The 18,477-nt window shown below is 48.5% G+C and carries 18 protein-coding genes and 1 tRNA gene; all 19 read left to right on the plus strand.

All coding sequences use genetic code 11. The features are described from left to right. The 19 genes from C1T21_RS11545 (at position 1) to trxB (ending at position 18,409) form a co-directional block, all read left to right on the plus strand. Positions 1 to 60, plus strand: a tRNA-Lys gene (locus C1T21_RS11545). A gap of 162 nt (positions 61 to 222) precedes the next feature. Beyond that, positions 223 to 1,365 carry a PucR family transcriptional regulator gene (locus tag C1T21_RS11550; protein ID WP_103048356.1) on the plus strand — a complete coding sequence of 381 codons (1,143 nt, stop codon included), beginning with the start codon at positions 223 to 225 and terminating at the stop codon, positions 1,363 to 1,365. Between the two features lie 103 nt (positions 1,366 to 1,468). After that, on the plus strand, positions 1,469 to 2,593 hold the full coding sequence (locus C1T21_RS11555) for an ABC transporter ATP-binding protein (RefSeq protein WP_103048357.1): 1,125 nt from the start codon (positions 1,469 to 1,471) through the stop codon (positions 2,591 to 2,593). Positions 2,594 to 2,941: 348 nt separating this feature from the next. Next, on the plus strand, positions 2,942 to 3,880 hold the full coding sequence (gene hprK, locus C1T21_RS11560; protein ID WP_013308232.1) for an HPr(Ser) kinase/phosphatase: 939 nt from the start codon (positions 2,942 to 2,944) through the stop codon (positions 3,878 to 3,880). Positions 3,881 to 3,923: 43 nt separating this feature from the next. Then, on the plus strand, positions 3,924 to 4,979 hold the full coding sequence (gene lgt, locus C1T21_RS11565; RefSeq protein WP_103048358.1) for a prolipoprotein diacylglyceryl transferase: 1,056 nt from the start codon (positions 3,924 to 3,926) through the stop codon (positions 4,977 to 4,979). Next, positions 4,976 to 5,629, plus strand: a complete 654-nt coding sequence (ppaX, locus tag C1T21_RS11570; RefSeq protein ID WP_061830201.1) for a pyrophosphatase PpaX — start codon at positions 4,976 to 4,978, stop codon at positions 5,627 to 5,629. The genes lgt and ppaX overlap by 4 nt, the downstream gene beginning before the upstream one ends. Continuing rightward, on the plus strand, positions 5,626 to 6,120 hold the full coding sequence (locus tag C1T21_RS11575; protein ID WP_103048359.1) for an acyltransferase: 495 nt from the start codon (positions 5,626 to 5,628) through the stop codon (positions 6,118 to 6,120). The genes ppaX and C1T21_RS11575 overlap by 4 nt, the downstream gene beginning before the upstream one ends. 146 nt (positions 6,121 to 6,266) lie before the next feature. Continuing rightward, a complete protein-coding gene (locus C1T21_RS11580; protein ID WP_103048360.1) occupies positions 6,267 to 7,418 on the plus strand; it encodes an acyltransferase in 1,152 nt (383 codons plus the stop codon). 342 nt (positions 7,419 to 7,760) lie between these two features. Then, complete coding sequence (locus tag C1T21_RS11585) at positions 7,761 to 8,966, plus strand: ATP phosphoribosyltransferase regulatory subunit (RefSeq protein ID WP_103048361.1); 1,206 nt, start codon at positions 7,761 to 7,763, stop codon at positions 8,964 to 8,966. Further along, a complete protein-coding gene (gene hisG / locus C1T21_RS11590; RefSeq protein ID WP_103048362.1) occupies positions 8,963 to 9,607 on the plus strand; it encodes an ATP phosphoribosyltransferase in 645 nt (214 codons plus the stop codon). The genes C1T21_RS11585 and hisG overlap by 4 nt, the downstream gene beginning before the upstream one ends. Before the next feature lie 68 nt (positions 9,608 to 9,675). After that, entirely contained in the window at positions 9,676 to 10,989 is a 1,314-nt protein-coding gene (gene hisD, locus C1T21_RS11595; protein ID WP_103048363.1) for a histidinol dehydrogenase, read from the plus strand. After that, a complete protein-coding gene (hisB, locus tag C1T21_RS11600) occupies positions 10,973 to 11,581 on the plus strand; it encodes an imidazoleglycerol-phosphate dehydratase HisB (protein WP_061830248.1) in 609 nt (202 codons plus the stop codon). The genes hisD and hisB overlap by 17 nt, the downstream gene beginning before the upstream one ends. Positions 11,582 to 11,584: 3 nt before the next feature. Continuing rightward, positions 11,585 to 12,214 carry an imidazole glycerol phosphate synthase subunit HisH gene (hisH, locus tag C1T21_RS11605; RefSeq protein ID WP_103048364.1) on the plus strand — a complete coding sequence of 210 codons (630 nt, stop codon included), beginning with the start codon at positions 11,585 to 11,587 and terminating at the stop codon, positions 12,212 to 12,214. A gap of 95 nt (positions 12,215 to 12,309) precedes the next feature. After that, on the plus strand, positions 12,310 to 13,041 hold the full coding sequence (gene hisA, locus C1T21_RS11610) for a 1-(5-phosphoribosyl)-5-[(5-phosphoribosylamino)methylideneamino]imidazole-4-carboxamide isomerase (RefSeq protein ID WP_103048365.1): 732 nt from the start codon (positions 12,310 to 12,312) through the stop codon (positions 13,039 to 13,041). Between the two features lie 11 nt (positions 13,042 to 13,052). Continuing rightward, entirely contained in the window at positions 13,053 to 13,811 is a 759-nt protein-coding gene (gene hisF, locus C1T21_RS11615; RefSeq protein ID WP_013308248.1) for an imidazole glycerol phosphate synthase subunit HisF, read from the plus strand. Then, complete coding sequence (gene hisIE, locus C1T21_RS11620) at positions 13,808 to 14,548, plus strand: bifunctional phosphoribosyl-AMP cyclohydrolase/phosphoribosyl-ATP diphosphatase HisIE (RefSeq protein ID WP_103048366.1); 741 nt, start codon at positions 13,808 to 13,810, stop codon at positions 14,546 to 14,548. The genes hisF and hisIE overlap by 4 nt, the downstream gene beginning before the upstream one ends. A gap of 36 nt (positions 14,549 to 14,584) precedes the next feature. Beyond that, the gene (gene hisJ / locus C1T21_RS11625; protein WP_103048367.1) at positions 14,585 to 15,409 is read left to right on the plus strand and encodes a histidinol-phosphatase HisJ; all 825 of its coding nucleotides are present in this window, start codon (positions 14,585 to 14,587) and stop codon (positions 15,407 to 15,409) included. Between the two features lie 237 nt (positions 15,410 to 15,646). Continuing rightward, entirely contained in the window at positions 15,647 to 17,416 is a 1,770-nt protein-coding gene (locus C1T21_RS11630) for a tetratricopeptide repeat protein (RefSeq protein WP_103048368.1), read from the plus strand. A 39-nt stretch (positions 17,417 to 17,455) separates the two neighbouring features. Next, positions 17,456 to 18,409: a thioredoxin-disulfide reductase gene (gene trxB / locus C1T21_RS11635; RefSeq protein WP_013308252.1), complete on the plus strand. Its 954-nt coding sequence runs from the start codon at positions 17,456 to 17,458 to the stop codon at positions 18,407 to 18,409. The last annotated feature ends 68 nt before the right edge of the window (positions 18,410 to 18,477 follow it).

The following is an 18,477-nucleotide window of genomic DNA, read 5'->3' on the forward strand; positions in this document are numbered from 1 at the left end:
CTCAGTTGGTAGAGCACCTGACTTTTAATCAGGGTGTCGAAGGTTCGAGTCCTTCATGGCTCATCAGAAGTCATCAACTATAGGTTGATGGCTTTTTTTGTATTATTTTAAGTTATGTTTTTATATAGCTTTTTTATTTTACGGTATCGACAGGTTATAATGAGTTCATTATGTTCGCTTAGTGCCTATTCTATATTCTAAAAAAAGTGAAGTGGTGATCGCGTGACTCTGGATACAGAATGGATTCAGCAACAGCTTCAGAATATTATTCAAGCGCCTTTTACCATAGTGCCTTGGTGCCCGGAAATGATGGCAGAAGGAGAGACAGCCGATTCAGTTATTCCGGATAGATCGTTTGTACGTGACAACAAGTTATATTTTCCGTTTCGTGCGTCAGCAGGTGAACTGGCTGCCTTTGTGGTAGAGGCCAGATATTTGACGGATCGAGAACGGAAACTGGTAGAAGCGCTATTGGGGAACATGGAGCAGGTCTGGCAGAACGGTCCACAATTGTCAGATAACCCGGTTTATAGCGAGGAAGAGCGGATGAATCGTTTTGGACAATGGCTCATACAGCAGGCTGCCAATCTAAACAGGGAAGAAGAGGTTCCTGATGAATTGCAGCTTCGTGATTCGCTATCAGCGTGTATGGTTCCGATTTTACTGAATGGAGAGGGAACACAGGAGGGGGCTATTACTTATACGCAGCTCCATCGATTGTTCGCGAGCTATTTTGGAGGGGATGTGTTACTTACTCCATTGGACGAACAGTCTTGGCTGATTATGGCTAAAAAGGAGCTTTTATTAGGAGCGGACGATGAACGGGATAAAGACACTGAGTCCAGGGATGCAGATTTTACGGAATCGCTGGAAGAGGTTCTTACGGCTTTTAGCTTGGGCCTATATGAGCTTATTGCGAATGAGTGGGTGGGTGTATTCCATTTGGCGGTTTCTAAGCCTTCGATCCCTTTGCAAAGTCTTCCCCAAGAGCTGAATTTGTTATGGGAGACGATACATCTGGGCAAGATTTTTCATGTAACAGAGCACATCCACTTTTCATGGGAGCTTCATTTGGAAAGGCTGTTAAACCGCATTCCCAAGGAACAACGTGTACTATTTTTAGAGCAGGTAATGAAATCATCTGTCATACTGGAAGACTCAGAAACGATGGCTACATTAGATATCTTTTTTCAACTGGATTGTAATGTGAGTGAGACAGCTAAGCGTCTCTATGTGCATCGAAATACATTGATTTACCGTTTGGACAAGATCAAACAGGAGACCGGATTGGACGTGCGGACGTTTAATGATGCAGTTTTGGTCAAGCTCTATCTGCTATTGTACAAAGTGACAAAAAGGAAATAGCATCTTTGTGCAGTTTGCGAATAGCCACGCTACGTGGACTAGGGTAAGATACAAGTAAGAAATGTATTCGATTTCATAACTTGATCTTAGGGAGGCAGAAGCTATGGCTGGTGTACGTTTAGAGCATATTTTCAAAAAATATCCGGGTGCAGATAAAGCTACGGTTGTTGATGTCAATTTGGACATTCGAGATAAAGAATTCCTCGTATTGGTTGGTCCCTCCGGTTGCGGGAAGTCTACTACACTTCGTATGATTGCTGGTCTGGAGGAAATTTCAGATGGTAAATTGTACATTGGGGATCGTGTTGTGAATGACGTGGCTCCAAAGGACCGCGATATCGCGATGGTATTCCAATCCTACGCCCTGTATCCGCACATGAGCGTGTACCAGAACATGGCGTTCGGTCTGAAACTGCGCAAAGTGAAGAAAGAAGAAATCGACAAGAAAGTACGCGAAGCTGCCAAAATCCTCGATATCGAGCACTTGCTGGAACGTAAACCTAAGGCGCTGTCCGGTGGTCAACGCCAACGTGTCGCTCTGGGCCGTGCGATCGTCCGCGATCCTCAAGTCTTCCTGATGGATGAGCCGCTCTCCAACTTGGATGCTAAACTTCGTGGTCAAATGCGTGCTGAAATCACTAAACTGGTTAAACGCCTTGAAACCACTTGTATCTATGTAACACATGACCAGATTGAAGCCATGACGATGGGTGATCGGATTGTCGTTATGAAGGATGGTATTATCCAACAAGCTGCATCCCCAGATGAACTGTACAACCGTCCAGTGAATCTGTTCGTAGCTGGTTTTATCGGCTCTCCTACGATGAACTTTATCACAGGTAAGCTGGTTGAAAAAGAAGGTGCATTGCACTTTAATGCGCCAGGTCTGGATCTGTTCGTACCAGAAGGTAAAGGACAGATTTTAAAAGCGAAGGGCTATATCGGCAAAGAAGTGATCTTGGGTATCCGTCCTGAGGATATTCATGAAGAGCCTGTATTCTTGGAGGCTTCTCCGAATACGATCTTTACATCCACTGTGGATGTAACGGAAAATCTCGGTCATGAAATGCTGTTGTACCTGAGCGGTGCTGGAAACGATACGATTATTGCCCGTGTAGACGGACGCTCCAATACTCGTGATGGTGTTAAAGCGAAGTTGGCTGTTGATATGAACAAGGTTCATATTTTTGATAAAGAATCGGAATTGAGTATTCTGGTTGGCGAATAAGATTTGCCTCTGGAAGAGAGTCGCAGTTTCCCCCAAGCGGAGAACTGCGACTCTTTTTGTATATCGCATACGGCTACTAGCTTCGGCATTGCATTCATTGGAAAATTCCGATACGATGGGTACAATGGTACAGGTCTAGATGCAGCAGGGTTCGTTGGCAGGAGTCCTAGATGGGATCAACCCAGCTGTCGGAATAGAGTTAGCCTGGAACCATAGTGTTAAATCAAGTAGAGTGTGGATTGGTGCAGTGCAGCATAGACTGGCGTTGGGCTGTATGGTTAATAGGGTAAAGCTACATAAATCAAATGACGTATAGAATCCGGTTTTGCAGATGAAGGGGAGAATACAATGGCTAAACAGGTAAAGGTATCCGAGCTTGTACAGCAGTTTCAAATGGAAGTTATTTCCGGTGAAAAAGGTCTGCGAAGACTGATCACAGTGGACGATTTGAATCGCCCAGGTCTGGAGATGGCCGGGTATTTTGAATATCATACACAGGAGCGGGTACAGCTTCTGGGAAGGTCTGAGTTGGCTTTTCTGGGGATGCTGCCACCTGAGGAGCGACGGGATCGGATGGAGCGTCTGTGTACAGAGCTGACTCCATGCATTATCATCACACGTGGTCTGGAGGTACCGGCTGAGTTAGTGGAGGCGAGCGCAGAGCGAGATATTCCTGTACTGCGTACTAATATGGCGACGACGATTTTATCAAGCCGCATCACAGGCTTTCTCGAAAGAAAGCTGGCTCCTACGGCGACTATTCATGGTGTACTGTGTGACGTGTATGGCGTGGGAATGCTTATCACAGGAAGTAGTGGAATTGGTAAAAGTGAAACGGCACTGGAACTGGTTAAACGTGGACATCGCTTGGTAGCAGATGATGCGGTAGAAATTCGGCAAACGTCCGATTTTCAGCTGCATGGTACAGCACCTGAGCTGATCCGTCACCTGTTGGAAATTCGTGGCGTGGGCATTATTAATGTGATGACGCTATTTGGTGCTGGTGCAGTTCGTAATAATAAACGGATTACATTGGTTGTCCGTCTGGAGGCATGGCAGCAGGACAAACAGTATGACCGTCTTGGTCTCGATGAGGAAACGACACGCATTATTGATACAGATGTTCCACTGGTTACGATCCCAGTTCGTCCGGGCCGAAACTTGGCTGTTATTATCGAGGTTGCGGCGATGAACTATCGTTTGAAACAAATGGGTGTTAATGCAGCCCTACAATTTACAAACAAGCTGACTGCTACGATTTCTGAAGATATGGAAGAGATGGATTAAGGTTTGTTCGTTTGCAAGGAAGAACGAGGAGTGAGAGAAACATATGTCAACGGCAACATTACTGCTGAATCCGATCGCTTTTTCAATCGGGGCAATCAAGGTCCACTGGTATGGGCTTATTTTGGGGCTGGCGGCGCTTGTGGGTTTATATCTCGCCATCCGTGAAGGAAAAAGATTCGGTATTCCGCAGGACTTTTTTATGGATATGCTGCTTCTGGGTGTTCCATCAGCAATTATTGGAGCGCGTATTTATTATGTAGCCTTCAAATGGGAAGACTACCGAGATAATCTATGGGATGTTTTTAAAATTTGGAATGGCGGTATTGCGATATACGGTGCCTTGATCGGGGCCATTATATGTGCGGTCATTTATTTCCGGTATAAAGGGTATAATTTCTGGCGTATCGCTGATATTTGCGCACCAGGTCTACTAATCGGTCAAGCGATTGGACGCTGGGGTAATTTTGTCAATCAGGAAGCCTACGGTGGACCGACGGAAGAGACTTTTTTGCGAAATCAACTGCATCTGCCGGACTTCATTGTGAATCAGATGAACGTTAACGGGGTGTTCCATCACCCTACATTTTTATATGAATCACTGTGGAGTATTGTAGGTGTGATTTTGCTGCTTGTCATTCGTCGTATGAAATTTGTACGTGCAGGCGAAATGTTTGCTTTTTACTTCATTTGGTACTCGATTGGTCGTTTTTTCATCGAGCGTGTACGGACGGACAGTTTGGCTTTTCAGGGACCGGATTGGCTCGCTTCCTTTGTAAATGCCCTGTGGTCTCCTATGGTATGGTTAGGGTTTGAACCAGGGCATCTGGACCCAAGTTACGGTAACGTACGGATATCACAATTGCTGCCTATTTTCATTGTGGTGGCTGCCGTGATTTTCATTTTGGTTCGTCGCCGGAAGGGCACATCTATTGCTCGGTATAGTGATCCGATTATCTCTAGCAAAGCAGGGATTGATCAGGTACCTGACGTGACGCCAGAACAGGTATCCCGTCCAGGACAAGATGCGGTTCCTCCAACAGCTACGGCGGATAAGCTACCTAAGGAAGACACGGACGAGGACAAGAAGGAGCATCTATGATAAATACGATTTTGTTTGATTTAGACGGCACCATCATGGATACGAATGAGTTGATTATCAGCACATTTCTACACATTTTGAATCATCCGGATGCTGATCCGCTGACGCGGGAGCATATTATTCCTCATATGGGTGGAACGCTGGACGATCAACTCCGTACTTTTTCGGGATTAACGGATGTATCTGGGCTAGTTAAGGACTACCGTGCTTATAATCAGATTCATCATGATCAAATGGTGAAGCCATTTCCATATGTCATTGAGGTTATTCAGGAGTTGCGTGCGAGAGGAATTAAGCTAGGGGTTGTGACCACTAAAATACGACCATCCACGATACGTGTACTTAATCTGTTCAATCTGACTTCCTCTATGGATTATATTGTGACGGTGGACGATGTAGAGCATCCTAAGCCACACGCTGAGCCAGTCCTTAAGGCCTTAGCAGGCTTGAATGCTGAAGCAAAGCATACATTGATGGTCGGAGACAGTTCTTTTGATATTTTGTCAGCTCAGGCAGCAGGTGTGAAATCGGCTGGTGTAGCTTGGTCGCTCAAGGGCGAGGAAACTCTGCGCGGATATGGGCCTGACTACATGTTGCATGATATGCGGGATTTGCTGAAGCTGGAGCTTCAAGGTGTCAACGTATCGTGAGAAAGGTGAACCGCTATCCTGTAGAAGGTCCCAATGCGTTGTGGCAGATTTATCGGACGGTGAGCCGCTGGAAAGGCGTTAAGAACTTTATTTTTATACAGATTGCCCGGTATTGTCCTGTGCTTTCTCTGAAAAACGTCATTTACCGCAGAATGCTGGGAATGAAGGTGGGGCAACATGCGGCCTTCGGCCTGATGGTGATGGTGGATGTTTTTTTTCCGGAGCATATTACGATAGGGAACAATTCGGTCATTGGATATAACACGACGATACTGGCTCACGAATACCTCATTGAGGAGTATCGTATCGGTAAAGTGGTGATTGGTGATCATGTGCTGATCGGCGCCAACACAACCATTCTGCCGGGTGTCACCATTGGTGACGGAGCTATCGTAGCGGCTGGAGCGGTCGTGCATAAAGACGTGCCCGCAGGTGCATTTGTGGGTGGCAATCCGTTGCGTGATTTAAGACGCTCTGGTGTGGATGAGTAGTAAATAGCACAATAAGAAAGACCCCTTATGTATTAAGGGGTCTTTCTTGTGTTGTTTTTCTGTATAATAAGTGGGGTAATGCATGTTGATTATGTTTAAAAATTGATAAAAGACATATTTGCAAGGCGATATGGGAGCGTGTTGATTTGGTCAAAAAAGAACGTATACCAGAGCTTGATATCTACCGGGGAATATTAATTGCAGCCGTTGTTACCATTCATGCGACTTCAATGGCTTTAATTGATGCGCGTCATTCTCTATTGTTTTATCCTTTTTTATTTTTAAATGTGTTTAGTAGCTTTGCAGTGCCCGTATTTATTTTTGTGAGCGGGTTTGTTTTATTTTACAATTATGTCGATAGGCCGCTTCGTGGTAAGAATATGCTTATATTTTTCCGAAAAAGACTGATGTTTATTGTGTTACCGTACGTTTTGTTTTCTCTTGTGTATTATTTGACCTTGGTAACACGCGGGTTGATGCCGCTCAGTGATCTTCCGCTCGTGCTGTTAACGGGAAAGGCGTACACACATTTGTATTATGTCATCATCATCATCCAATTTTATTTGGTCTTCCCGCTGTTGTTGTGGGGAGTGCAGCGCTTATGTCATTGGATATCGAGTCCACGGAGAGCAGCCTGTATCATTTTGGCAGTAGGGTTAGTCATTCAATGGGGGTTTGTATTGCTGAACAAATACGTTTGGCAAGAGGAAAGAGGAAGTCTTGCGATTACGTATATCAGTTATTTTGCCTTGGGCGCAGCTGTAGCGATTGGATATGAAGGGTTTAAAAAGTGGCTTTTTCCAGTGTCAGGTACAGTAATTAGACGTGGTCAGTTGATCAGTTGGTGGGGGTTGTGGGCGGCTTGGTTACTCCTGGGTATAGCTTATGTACAAATATGGTTTGTAGCATATCGCAAAGACATCTATGCAGATTCACTGATCTATGAACTACTCCGTAATGCACATGCCCTCGTATCTGCGTTAGTGTTGTTTCAGTGCTCGGTTTTATTATATCGTCATACTAACGATAGACTGCGAATGTTAATCAGTTGGTTGGGGGCATGTTCTTTCGGTATTTATTTACTTCACCCGGCGTTACTGCGGGTGTATCGCAAGTTGGATTTGCATGGATCACCGATAGAATATATCTTCTCCGCTGCCGGTGGATGGTTGTTGGCACTGTTTGGCTCATGGCTGATTGTGACGTTGTGTTTTCGATATGTACCATTTGCATGGATCGGTTTGGGCACGGTTCCGAAGTTTCCTTCCCGGAGTAAAGATGAACAGGTGAATAGCTAAATATTTTGAATTTGGACTGTTAGCTTAAGCTAGCAGTCTTTTTTTTAGAGTATAGAATTTATAAATTTTTAGTGGAGCTGAACAACTCTATATGCACAAGAAAAATTAACGTAAGCGCGGTCTTGCTCCGTGAAAATACGTTGATAGATGTTTTTCATATAGGATTCATGTATTTTGCATTGGATAAAATATAGAGAGGGGCAGCTGCTTGGCGAATCTGTAAAAAAGGGCTGCGCCGTTCGGTTGACGTTCACAAGTAGGGCATGATAATATATCGAATATACTTTAGTTTGTTAGCACTTTACCATGATAAAGATATTGTGAAATCATGAGGTGATAGAGATGTCTAAGCCAAAAGGATTCGAGATCCCTGTAGGGGTTCGAGATTATCTTCCGCGTGCAGTGTCGAAGCTGCGGGCCATTGAACTGAATGTACTCGAATGCATGGAGCGTTGGGGCTACCGCCAGATTATGACGCCTACGATGGAATACTACGATACGGTGGGAGTGGCTAGTTCTACTTCCGATCGGAAGCTGTTTAAATTGCTCAATAACCGGGGGACCACGTTGGTGCTGCGATCGGATATGACCGCTCCAATTGCACGGGTGGTATCTTCGTTGCTAAAGGAAGAGGAAGTACCGCTCCGACTTTCCTATCACGCAAATGTATTTCGGGCGATTGAGGAAGAGGCAGGAAGAGAAGCGGAGTTTTTTCAAACAGGTGTGGAGCTGGTGGGTGATGATTCGCCTGAGGCTGATGCAGAAGTTGTAGCATTGGCAATTGCATCATTACAGGCAGCAGGGGTGGCCTCTTTTAAAATTGCCATGGGACATGTGGGATTCCTGAACGGCTTATTTGAGGAAATCATTCCAGGCCGTCAGGCTGAACAACAAGCGCTAAAGGAACTGTTGCTCAGTCGTGATGTAGTGGGCTACCGAACAGCGATTGAAGCTTTGGGCTTGGCTCCCGAACATCGGGATAAACTTGAGGCTATTCTGCGGCTGCGCGGTGGAAAAGAAATTTGCGAACAGGCTACCCGTCTTAGTGTGGAGCAGCAGACGATTCAATCCATTGCACATTTGTGCGAGGTATGGGAAGTGCTGGAGGCTTACGGCGTATCTGAGCATGTGTTAATCGACCTTACCATGATTGGGGATTTCTCATATTATACAGGAATGACTTTTGAGGGCTATGCGGCGGAGATTGGGTTTCCCGTATGCAACGGAGGTCGCTATGACAATCTGCTTCAGCAGTTTGGTCGATCCGTACCTGCAACGGGATTTGCATTGAAGACAAACCGGATCGTCGATGGTGTGGATGGTATCCAAATGGAGACGAAGCTTCCTGTACTTATCCGTTATGACGAACAGGGACGCCAAGAGGCGTTATCCGTAGCGGCACAGCTACGCGCAACAGGTCTTACTGTGGTGACAGGGCTTACGGGCGGACCGGAAGACCGACGTCGTGAGCAGCAGGGCCTGTATGCAGAGGTATACAGCTATACAGCTGAAGGAAGACAGCCAGTACAAAGGGGGGAATTGCCATGACGGAAACATTGAAGGTAGCCATGCCAAAGGGACGGATTTATAAGCAGGCTTCTGAGCTGTTTCGCCGAGCAGGGGTTCCCATTCCGCTGGATGTGGACGAAACGCGCAAGCTGGTCATTCCACTGCCCGAGCTGGGAATGGAATTTATCATGGCGAAGCCCGTTGATGTTCCTACGTATGTGGAGTACGGAGCGGCGGACATCGGCATTGTGGGCAAGGATGTTTTGCTGGAAGAAAACAAGGATGTGTATGAACTGCTGGATCTCGGGATTGCTCGTTGCCGGATGTCGGTGATTGCTTTACCAGATTGGCAGCCAGGTATTCGTCAGCGGGTCGCTACAAAATATCCGAATGTGGCTTCCCAGTATTTTCGGGAGCAAGGCCAGCAGGTGGAGGTTATTAAGCTGAATGGCTCCATTGAGCTGGCGCCGTTAATTGGTCTGGCAGACCGCATCGTTGATATGGTGGAAACGGGGCAGACCTTGCGGGAGAATGGATTGGTCGAGCAGATCAGCATACTGGATATTACCAGTCGTCTGATTGCCAATCGGGTCAGCTACCGGATGAAAAACAGCTCGATTCAGGCATTGTGTGATCGATTGCATCAGGTGATTCCAAATGCGGTGGCACCCCAGGAGTAAATGAACTAAAGGAATAAGCCAATGGTAAAGGTGCATTCTGCAAGCTGCAAGTAAGGGGGAATGGACAAATGAAGATCGTATCAGCCCGTGATTTCAGTCTCCAACGGGAGGTGGATTACGGCACACCTGAGCAAAATGAGGCTGTGCGTACCATTATTCAGTCGGTACGCCAAGAGGGGGATGAGGCTGTCCTGCGGTATACGCAATCGTTTGATGGTGTATCGCTGATAGCAGAGCAACTTCGTGTGACGGAGGAAGAATTGAAGGCGGCATATGACAAGGTAGAGCCTTCTTTTTTACAGGCGATTCGAGAGGCGGCGGATAATATCCGTGCTTTTCACATGAAGCAAAAACGTAATTCGTGGATGGATTTACAGCCGGATGGTAGCTTGCTCGGCCAAATTATCCGACCGTTGAAACGTGTAGGCGTGTATGTTCCGGGTGGTAAAGCAGCCTATCCATCCTCGGTGCTGATGAATGTCATTCCCGCTCAGGTGGCTGGTGTACCGGAGATTGTCATGGTGACACCCCCGGCGACAGGCGGCAAGGCAGGGATAGATCCATATACACTGGTAGCTGCAGCAGAGGCTGGTGTAACGGAAATATATAGGGTTGGCGGAGCGCAGGCGATTGCCTCTCTCGCTTACGGAACACATAGCATTGAGCCAGTCGATAAAATTTGCGGTCCCGGCAACATTTACGTAGCGCTAGCGAAGCGCGAGGTGTACGGCGCGGTGGATATCGACAGTATAGCGGGACCAAGTGAAATTGTTGTGTTGGCTGACGACACGGCGAATGCCTCTTATGTAGCGGCTGACCTGCTTTCACAGGCGGAACATGACGAAATGGCCTCAGCCATACTGGTTACGCCCTCGCAACGCTTGGCCGAAGAAGTATCAGCTGAAGTACAACGCCAATTGGCGGAGCTGCCGCGCAGAGATATTGCTGCTGCATCGGTGGAGGCATATGGGGCTATCATTGTCGTCGACACTTTGGAAGAGGGTATCCATATTGTAAACCGACTGGCGCCAGAACATTTGGAAATTATGACAGAGCAGCCGATGGAGCATGTGGGTCTGATCGAAAACGCGGGAGCTATTTTCCTGGGAGCGTACAGCTCGGAGCCGGTAGGCGATTATTTTGCTGGACCTAACCACATTATCCCGACGAATGGAACGGCGCGGTTTTCTTCGCCAGTGGATATTGATGATTTTATCAAGAAGTCGAGTATGATCTATTACAGCAAGGAAGCGCTACTGCGCAATGGAGAGACGATTATGCAGCTTGCCCGCCATGAAGGACTGGAAGGTCACGCACGGGCGATACAAGTTCGATTGGACAATGAAAAGAAGGCGGTGGATGGCGATGGGGAACGAAAATAACGTAACAGAACGTACAGGCAGCGTCAGCCGAAAGACGAACGAAACGGATATTCAGCTATCTTTTGCAGTAGACGGCACAGGGCAAGCTGAGATTGAAACGGATGTTCCTTTTCTGAATCACATGCTGGATTTGTTCACCAAGCACGGACACTTTGACCTGAATGTACAGGCCAGAGGGGATGTTGATATCGACGATCATCATACCGTAGAGGATATTGGTATTTGTCTGGGACAAACCTTGCTGGAAGCGTTGGGTGATAAAAAAGGAATCAAGCGCTATGCCAGCGTCTTTGTACCGATGGATGAGGCGCTCGCGCAGGTTGTCATTGATCTGAGTAACCGCCCTCACTTTGAGTATCGTGCGGAGTATCCGTCACAGCAGGTAGGGAGCTTTTCGACGGAGCTGGTGCATGAATTTCTGTGGAAATTTGCGTTGGAGGCTCGCATGACGCTACACGTCATCGTTCACTACGGGCAAAATACCCACCATATGATTGAGGCGGTGTTCAAGGCACTGGGACGTGCACTGGATGAAGCAACATCCATTGATCCGCGGGTGACGGGAGTGCCTTCAACGAAGGGAGTGCTGTAGCCCATGTCTATTGCCATTGTGGATTACGGCAGAGGCAATCTGCATAGTGTGAGCAAGGCAGTTGAACGTCTTGGCTATGAGGCTGTAGTAACGGGAGATGCCCAAGTGATTCGTTCCTCCAGCGGTGTGATTTTGCCGGGTGTAGGGGCATTCGGGGACGCTATGGAGCATTTGCGTTCCAGCGGATTGGATCGGGTGATTCAGGAGGTTGCCAGCGCTGGACAACCACTGCTCGGTGTTTGTCTAGGAATGCAACTGTTGTTCACTCGTGGTGAAGAATACGGCAGTCACGAAGGGCTTAATATTTTGCCAGGCGAGGTCGTTCGGTTTGCTCCTGATCTGGGGGTTAAAGTGCCGCATATGGGCTGGAATCGTCTGCGTATGACTCAGCCGGATCACCCGTTGTTACAGGGCTTGGAGGAAGGACATGTGTATTTTGTGCATTCCTATCATGCGAAGCCGGAGGTCGAAAGTGACCTGCTGGCGGTGACCGACTACGGTGGGCCCGTAACGGCTATCGTGGGCAGAGGCCATGTATATGGCATGCAGTTCCACCCAGAGAAAAGCGGGGAAATGGGGATGCGCCTGCTTCGTCAATTTTTGGAACTAGCAGAAGCGGAAAAGCGAGCGTAACGATTCGTGAGTATGCAGTTGGTGGTACGCCAACTTTGGTCGTTGATTGATGTAAAGGCATATAGATGTTGAATAGCTCACAAGGGGGTCATACTTTGTTCACGATATACCCGGCGATTGATATTCGCGATGGCAAATGTGTACGACTGGTACAAGGAGATTATAACCAGGAGACGATATACAACGAAAACCCGGTGGAGGTTGCCCAAGAATGGGAGCGTTTGGGCGGCTCCTACATTCACTTGGTTGATTTGGACGGTGCTAAAGCAGGTCAACCGGTGAACGATGAACTCATTGGGCGCATCGCTTCTGCGGTGCAAGTGCCTGTACAAGTGGGTGGCGGCTTGCGTACACGTGAACATGTGGAGCGGCTGTTGTCGCTGGGCGTGAGCCGTGTGATCTTGGGTACGGCAGCGATTGAGGATCGTGCTTTTACGGAAGCGGTATTGGGTACCTACGGTGATCGGATCGCCATTGGTCTGGATGCACGGAATGGCTATGTGGCCACGCGCGGATGGCTTGAAACCTCGGATGTTCGAGCGGATGAATTGGCTGCTGAGTTGGCCTCCAAGGGAGCGGAAATGTTCATTTTTACAGACATTTCCCGCGACGGAATGATGCAAGGCCCGAATGTGGAGGCGATCGTAGCGCTTGCGAAAAGCAGTGGACGAACCGTGATCGCTTCCGGCGGTGTCAGCAAGATGGACGATCTAATCACGCTGAGCACCTATGCGAAAGAGGGTGTAGGCGGTGCTATTGTGGGTAAGGCATTGTATACGGGCAGCATTGATTTACAGGTCGCCGTACAAGCTGTAGCAAAGGCATAGGGGGAGTAGGCATGCTGGCTAAACGTATTATTCCCTGCTTGGATGTAAAGGATGGCAGGGTGGTTAAGGGCGTTAATTTTGTGAACTTACGCGATGCAGGCGATCCGGTGGAATTGGCGGCACTTTATGATCGGGAAGGGGCGGACGAAATCGTATTTCTGGATATTTCTGCTTCTGTTGAAGGGCGTGCCACCATGGAAGAAGTAGTTCGTCAGACAGCCGGGGAAATTGCCATTCCTTTCACCGTAGGTGGCGGGATATCTCATGTCGATGATATGAAACGCATTTTGCGTGCCGGAGCTGATAAAATCGGCGTAAATACGGCGGCTGTCCGTAACCCTCAGCTGATTGCGGAGGGTGCGCGCAGCTTTGGCTCACAATGTATCGTTGTTGCCATTGATGCCAAGTACAACGAGGCGTGGGGCGAATGGGAAGTGTATACACACGGAGGCCGCACGCCATCTGGTATCCGCGCCTTGGCCTGGGCCAAGGAAGCTGAACAGTTGGGAGCCGGTGAGATTCTGCTGACCAGCATGAATGCGGACGGAACCAAGGACGGCTTTGACCTGCCACTGACTTCCGCGGTATCGGATACCGTCGGGATTCCAGTTATCGCTTCTGGCGGAGCAGGCAAACAGGAGCATTTCTATGACGTGTTTACGGCGGGCAAAGCGGATGCTGGATTAGCAGCAACGATTTTTCACTATAAAGAAATAGGAATCCCTGAGCTAAAACGGGATTTGAAGCGCAGAGGAGTGGAGATACGATGAGCAACGAATTGAACCAACAGCTATCTCTGGAGCAGATACTGGATAATGTACGCTGGAATGAGGCAGGACTTGTCTCGGCGATTGTGCAGGATGATGCTACGCTTCAGGTGCTTACGCTGGCCTATATGAACCGCGAGTCGCTGAAACTATCTTTGGAGTCGGGAGAGACCTGGTTCTGGTCACGTTCCAGACAGGAGCTGTGGCACAAGGGGGCTACTTCGGGGAATACGCAAAAAATCACCTCCATCCAGCTGGATTGTGACGGTGATGCCCTGTTGGTACGTGTCATTCCGAGCGGTCCTGCCTGTCATACAGGAGCAACGAGCTGCTTTTTTCGTGATATTTCCGCGCCAGGAACGGCTGTAGCACCTGTTGCAGGAAATGCAGGAGACCACATGTTGGTAAATAAAACCGATCATATTTCCAGTGCTTCAGCAGACCGCTTTGAGGTACTTGCCCAGCTGGAGGCGATTATTAGGGAACGTGAAGAGACACGTCCTGAAGGGGCCTACACGACTTACCTTTTTGATAAAGGTGTAGATAAAATCTTGAAAAAGGTTGGCGAAGAAGCATCCGAGACAATCATTGCCGCCAAAAATAAAGATAATGACGAACTACGCCTGGAGGTCAGCGATTTGATTTATCACCTGCTGGTGCTGTTGCAGGAGCGCAAGCTACCGCTCGATGACGTGCTGGCTGAGCTGAATCGCCGCCATGAACGTCCTCGTCGTGATTAGTACGGTTTGTTGTAGTGTTGAAAGGGGGAGGGTCGCATGAAAATTGACTATCATACGCATCACGCCCGCTGCGGGCATGCCATAGGGAGTTTGGAAGAGTATGTACAGCAGGGAATTCGGCTAGGTCTAGGTCAGCTCGGCTTGTCCGATCACATGCCACTACTGCATGTAAAACCGGCTGACTATTACCCGGAAATGGCAATGCCTATGGAGGAGCTGCCCCGATACGTGGAAGAATGTTTGGAACTGAAGGAACGTTTTAAAGGGCAAATTGATATTCGTGTTGGCTTGGAAGGTGACTACATCGAGGGCTGGGAACGAGAAATCGAAGACATCATCACCGCGTATCCCTGGGATTATGTGATTGGTTCCGTCCACTTTCTCGGTGAATGGGATGTCACGGACTTCCGTCAGGTACACCATTGGGAAGGCAAAAATGTGCTTGAGGTGTACCGCACGTATTATGATGCGATTTCCAAGGCGGCAGCTACCGGTTTGTATGATATCATGGGTCATTTGGATGTCATTAAGCGCTTCGGCTATCATCCGAGGCCGGAGGAAATGGAGGAGCTGCGTGAACTGGAGCGCGCCGCAATCTCAGCCGTTGCCCGTAGCGGTCGGGCGATGGAACTGAATGCATCAGGGCTTTCGAAGCCCTGTGCCGAGATGTTCCCGAGCCGCCGCATGCTGGAAGAAGCTTTTTCGCTAGGCATCCCGCTGACCGTAGGATCGGATGCTCATGATCCGGCGAAGCTGTCCGAGCACTTGGAGAAGGCACGCGCGCTTCTATATGAAGTCGGCTATCGCGAGCTTGCCGTATTTCAGCATCGCGAGCGTTCGCTGGTGCCGCTGAGACTTTAATTATTACGTTTATTGGGTCTAAGTATCGTATCCAGTGGTTAGCCGAACGCTCCCTATTTATACAGGGAAAAAGCGCTCGGCTATTTAGCGTATTCTTATATACATATCTATAGGTATACAAGAGTGTATCCGTTTTTTGGAATGAGGCAGGATCGACTGTCAAGTCGTTTTGAAGTTGTGGTATACTGAAGGGTATGAACATGCCAGTTACTTTTAAAGGAGGTGCCTTGGTTATTTATGAAAGGGAAACATCTGCGAGTATCGGAACCTAGCCCTAAAATTATTGCTTTGCGTTTCGACGCATCTTTCTTTTTTGAGAAAGCTGTGCGCTCGCTTGATCGCAATCATTATGACAAGGCATTGAAATATTTTCGCAAAGCCGTTGAATATGAACCGGATAATCCGGTGAATCATTGCAATATGGCGGGTATATTATCAGAGATGGGGGATTATGCAGGTTCGAATGAGATCCTGTCCTCTGTTCTGAGTGACGTAGACTCGTCGATGACAGAGTGTTATTTCTATATGGCGAATAATTACGCTAATATGGAGCAGTTTGAAGAAGCGGAGAAAGCATTGGTCACGTACCTGGAGGAGGACGAAGAAGGCCAGTTTCTTGATGAAGCGGAGGAAATGATGGAGCTGCTCTATTATGAGCTGGACCGTCCAACGAAGCTGAACCGCATTAAGGCCCGGCAGGGAGTAGTAGAGCATGATCAGGCTCGTGTCCTGCTGGAGGAGGGGAAATTTGCTCAGGCAGCCCAGTTGCTCAAGCAAATTTCAGAGGAACAACCGGATATGTTCGCTGCGCGGAATAATCTGGCGCTGGCGTATTACTACATGGGATTGTTCCAAAATGCTAAGGCTACCATTATTCAAGTGCTGGAAGATGAGCCGGGTAATTTACACGCATTGTGCAACTTGGCGATCTTTTATCAGCACGAGGGCGGCGGCCCGGAATTGGATCGTCTGGTGCAGACTTTGGCGGTTACTATACCGTTTCAGGAGGAGCAGGTATTCAAGCTGGCGACCACTATGGGGATTCTCGGACTCCATGAGGAGGCCTACAGACATTTCCGCAGGTTGCTTCATGGCGATGGAGAGAACAATGCGGATGCTTCTTTGTACCATTACACGGCGGTAGCTGCTAGCAATACCGGAAGATATGCGGAAGCTCGGCGGTTGTGGAGTCATTTGCAAAAGCAGGATGCTTCCTCGGAAGTTCCGCGGTTTTTCCTGTCCCGACTGGAGGAACTCCAGCAGGAGGGTACACCGCTGCAAGTGCTCAGCTATCATTATCATCTCCCGTTTGAGGAGCAATTCCGCATGTGGGAGAAGTTTGGTGCTGACCAGGTGCCTGACAGTATGAAGAAGGACCCGCTAATCCGGTCATCCTTCTTCTGGGCCTTGCGCCACGGGGATCGGGCGACTCAGCTTCAGGTCATTCAGGCGTTAAGCTTGATCGGTGATGATGAGGTGCGTCAGGCACTGGAGTCCTTCGTAGAAGACCCGGACCAGGAGGATGAGCTGAAACGCCGTGCCTTGCAAGTATTGCAAGAACTGGCGGAGCAGGGTGAGCAGGAAATGTACCCGGAAACGGAACATTCTGATCAGTTGGAGGTTGAGAACGATCCGCATACAATTGAAGGTGGTGTATCTGCTTCCCCGGTCGATCCACAATGGCAGGCAGTGCTGGATAAGGTACTGACCGTCATGAGCAAGCCATCAGATCCGGCCATGCAGCACGATTTGAGATCGCTTTGGCTGGAGTATTTGGATCGGCTTGCTCCGGAAGTTCCGATGGTTCAGCATACTGAGGGATGGGCAGCGGCGCTGGAATATTTGACAGCTAAAATGCATCATCATTCAGTCACCTATCAGGAAGTAGCCGATCGTTATGGTATTTCCGTATCGACCGTAAGCCGCTATGCACGCCAGATTGACAGCGTGTGTGGTATCAAACAGAAGCTGAAGCAACCGCTCTCCACGTTTAAAAAGCAGGTCTGAGACCTGCTCCAAACATCACTTAAAGGAGGCAACAAACGTATGTATAAATCCATAATTATTGGTACAGGTCCTGCAGGCTACACAGCCGCTATTTATTTGGCACGCGCTAACATGAATCCGCTAATCATTGAAGGAATGCAGCCCGGTGGACAGCTTACTACAACGACCGAAATTGAAAATTTCCCGGGTTTTGAGCAAGGTATCCTCGGGCCTGAACTGATGGATAATATGCGCAAGCAGGCTGAACGTTTTGGCGCTGAATTTACTTCCGGTTGGGTTGAGGAAGTGGATTTCAGCAAACGTCCTTTTAAAGTGAAGGTAGAGGGTAAAGGCATCATTGAGGCGGAGTCGGTCATTATTGCTACAGGTGCGTCCGCCAAATATCTAGGCATTCCGGGTGAGCAAGACAATGTAGGTCGCGGAGTCAGCACGTGCGCAACTTGCGATGGCTTCTTTTTCCGCGGGAAAAAGATTGTCGTGGTTGGTGGTGGCGATTCAGCCATGGAGGAAGCGAGCTTCTTGACCCGTTTTGCTTCCAGCGTAACCTTGGTCCATCGTCGCGATGAGTTGCGAGCATCCAAAATTATGCAGGATCGCGCGCGTGAGAACGAAAAAGTACATTGGGCATTAAACCGGACTCCTCTGGAAGTTGTGACGGGAGAAGCTGGCTTAAAGGGTTTGAAGGTACACAATAATGAGACCAATCAGGATGAGCTGATTGAGGTAGATGGCGTATTCGTAGCCATCGGGCATACACCGAACACAGGTTTCCTGAACGGACAAATCCATACCGATGAACACGGCTATATTGTGGTGAAGCCAGGCACAACAGAAACGAACATCCCCGGAGTTTTTGCCTGTGGGGATGTACAGGATAACCGTTACCGGCAAGCTATTACGGCTGCGGGAACGGGCTGTATGGCGGCTATGGACTGCGAGAAGTATCTCGAAGGCAGTGCTGTTCACGACTGGAGCGAAACACTGGATCAATAAAAGCGTGTCTATAGTACACAAAAAGGTAACGGGAGAGCGAAGGAAGCCTCTGTTATGCCGTATCTTTT

It is taken from the genome of Paenibacillus sp. F4 (assembly GCF_002894905.1).
In the GTDB taxonomy this organism is placed as follows: domain Bacteria; phylum Bacillota; class Bacilli; order Paenibacillales; family Paenibacillaceae; genus Paenibacillus; species Paenibacillus polymyxa_B.